The organism is Bacteroides sp. (assembly GCF_019417265.1).
Taxonomy (GTDB): Bacteria; Bacteroidota; Bacteroidia; order Bacteroidales; family Bacteroidaceae; genus Phocaeicola.
Genome location: NZ_DXVR01000160.1, coordinates 1 through 3,230, shown reverse-complemented (window position 1 = coordinate 3,230; position 3,230 = coordinate 1). Strand labels below are relative to the sequence as shown.

The 3,230-nt window shown below is 40.9% G+C and carries 3 protein-coding genes; all 3 read left to right on the top strand.

Annotation, left to right across the window (positions count from 1 at the left end):
• Positions 1–2 precede the first annotated feature (2 nt).
• Positions 3–1,556, top strand: a complete 1,554-nt coding sequence (locus QZ379_RS12430; RefSeq protein ID WP_291565380.1) for a type I restriction-modification system subunit M — start codon at positions 3–5, stop codon at positions 1,554–1,556.
• Positions 1,557–1,567: 11 nt separating this feature from the next.
• Positions 1,568–2,614, top strand: a complete 1,047-nt coding sequence (locus QZ379_RS12425; RefSeq protein ID WP_291565378.1) for a virulence RhuM family protein — start codon at positions 1,568–1,570, stop codon at positions 2,612–2,614.
• 5 nt (positions 2,615–2,619) lie between these two features.
• Positions 2,620–3,230 (top strand): restriction endonuclease subunit S (locus QZ379_RS12420; RefSeq protein ID WP_291565375.1); only part of this gene is annotated, 611 nt, incomplete at its 3' end.

Below are 3,230 nucleotides of genomic sequence, written 5' to 3'. Positions count from 1 at the left end.
ATATGAGCGAAGAATTACAACAGAAACTCCGTGACCAGCTTTGGGAGGTCGCAAACCGTTTGCGTGGCAATATGTCGGCAAGCGACTTTATGTATTTTACCTTGGGGTTCATCTTTTATAAATATTTGTCAGAAAAAATTGAAAAATACGCTAATAGTGCGCTTGAAGACGATGAAGTGACCTTTAAGGAATTATGGAATATGACCGATGCTGATGCTGCGGAATTGCAGGAAGAGGTCAAAAACCAGTGTCTGGAAAATATCGGTTATTTTATAGAACCACAATTCCTGTTTTCATCAGTGATAGATACCATCAAGCGGAAAGAAAATATACTGCCTATGCTGGAACGTTCTTTGAAACGCATAGAGGACAGTACACTTGGACAGGACAGTGAAGAGGATTTCGGAGGACTGTTCTCTGATATTGATTTGGCTTCTCCTAAGTTGGGTAAGACTGCTGACGATAAGAATACATTGGTCAGCAATGTGCTTCTTGCTTTGGATGATATAGATTTTGGTGTGGAAGCCTCACAGGAAATTGATATTCTCGGTGATGCCTACGAATACATGATTTCCCAATTTGCTGCTGGAGCCGGAAAGAAAGCAGGAGAGTTCTATACACCTCAGGAAGTCAGTCGCATATTGGCGGAAATTGTTTCTATTGGCCACCAACGTCTGCGCAATGTGTATGATCCTACTTGTGGCAGCGGCTCGTTATTGTTACGTGCAGCAAGTATAGGAAAGGCTGTTGATATATTTGGACAGGAAAAGAATCCGACTACCTATAACCTTGCCCGTATGAATATGCTTCTTCACGGAATCAAGTTCAGCAACTTCAAGATAGAAAACGGTGATACGCTCGAATGGGACGCATTCGGTGATACCCAGTTTGATGCGGTAGTCGCAAATCCGCCGTTCTCAGCCGAATGGAGTGCCGCCGACAAGTTCAACAATGATGATCGTTTCAGCAAGGCCGGACGGCTCGCACCGAAGAAAACAGCCGATTACGCCTTTATCCTGCACATGATTTATCACTTGAATGAGGGCGGTACAATGGCTTGCGTAGCTCCTCACGGCGTGTTGTTCCGTGGAAACGCAGAAGGTGTTATCCGCCGTTTTCTCATAGAAAAGAAAAACTATATAGATGCTATTATAGGCTTACCTGCCAACATATTCTATGGTACAAGTATTCCGACCTGTATTCTTGTCTTCAAGAAATGCCGTAAGGAAGATGACAATATCCTGTTCATTGACGCAAGCAAGGAGTTTGAAAAAGTAAAGACTCAAAACAAGCTTCGTCCACAGCATATACAGAAGATTGTTGAAACCTACCGTGACCGTAAGGAAATAGAAAAGTACAGTCATCTTGCCACCTTACAAGAAGTGGTCGACAATGACTACAACCTGAATATCCCCCGGTATGTTGATACCTTTGAGGAAGAAGAACCTATCGACATCAAGGCCGTAATGGCAGAAATCAAAGAACTTGAAGCCAAACGTGCCGAACTGGACAAAGAGATTGAGGTGTATTTGAAAGAATTGGGACTAGTTGAATAAATGAAGGTATAATGGCAAAACGGTTTGAGATAAGAAACAGTACGGCAGAATTCCTAATCTTCGCTATTGAGGGCAAGGAAGATGGCATACAGGTGATGTATCAGAATGATACCATCTGGTGTACGCAGAAAGCTATGGCAACCTTATTTGATTGTTCGACAGACAACATCGGTTTGCACCTGAAGAATATATATGCCAGTCAGGAGTTACAGAAAGAAGCAACTACCGAGTTTTTCTCGGTAGTTCAAACGGAAGGTGAACGTCAAGTCAACAGAAAGACCCTGTTCTACAATTTGGATGCCATTATATCTGTAGGGTATCGGGTAAACAGTATCAGAGCCACACAATTCCGCCAATGGTGTACCTCAGTCATCCGTCAATTCTCTATACGTGGTTATGTGATAGACAAGAAACGTATGGAAAATGGATCATTTATCGGTGAGGACTATTTTGAGCACTTACTGGCTGAGATTCGTGAGATCCGTCTCAGTGAACGCCGGTTTTATCAAAAACTTACTGACATTTACGCCACAGCTATTGATTATAATCGTGATGCTCCAACCACAAAGTTATTTTTCAAGAAGGTTCAGAACAAAATGCATTATGCGGTACACGGCCAGACAGCAGCAGAACTGATTGTGAACAGAGCCGATGCTGAAAAAGAACACATGGGACTGACAACCTGGGAGAATGCTCCAGACGGGAAAATAGTCAAGACTGATGTAAGTATTGCCAAGAACTACCTGAAAGGTATAGAACTGGAAGATATGGGACGTTTGGTCAATGCAGTTCTGGACATGGCAGAGCGTATGGCAAAGCGTCATATCCCTATGACAATGGAAGATTGGGCAAAACGTATCGACATCATTCTGGAAGCAGGTGGTGATGCAATCCTTACTGATGCAGGCAAAGTTACGGCTGAGTTTGCCAAGAAATTTGCTGAAGCCGAATTTGAAAAATACCGAATCATTCAAGACCGCTTGTTTAGTTCGGATTTTGATCGCTTTAATACCGGTGACAACTTTCTACCGTTTGATATTAATCCTGATAAAGAATAATGATTATGACAAATAATAAAGATAAAAAAGTCCTTAATGTTCCAAATCTGAGATTCCCTGAGTTTTCGGGGGAATGGATGAAATGTAAATTTGGTGAAATTGCAACAGGTTTTGACTATGGCATGAATGCAGCAGCAAAACCTTATGATGGTCAAAATAAATACATTCGTATTACAGATATAGATGAAGCGTCGTCAACTTATAATAATAGTTCCATTGTATCACCAGACGGAATATTATCTGAAAACTATGTAGTTAATGAAGGTGACATATTGTTAGCACGTACTGGAGCAAGTACTGGTAAATCATATCTCTATCGAAAATCTGATGGTAAACTTTACTATGCAGGTTTTTTGATTAGAGCTAATGTAGCAGAACATAATCCATATTTTGTGTTCTCTCAATTGCATACTCATAGATACTGGAGATGGGTTTCTATAATGTCTGCACGTTCAGGTCAGCCCGGTATAAATTCACTCGAATACGCTTCTTTCCCAATTTTTACAACAACACTGAAAGAAGAGAATAAAATATCATCTTTATTATCTCTCATTGATGAACGTATTACTACCCAAAACAAAATCATTGAGAAATATGAATCCTTAATTCAGGCAAT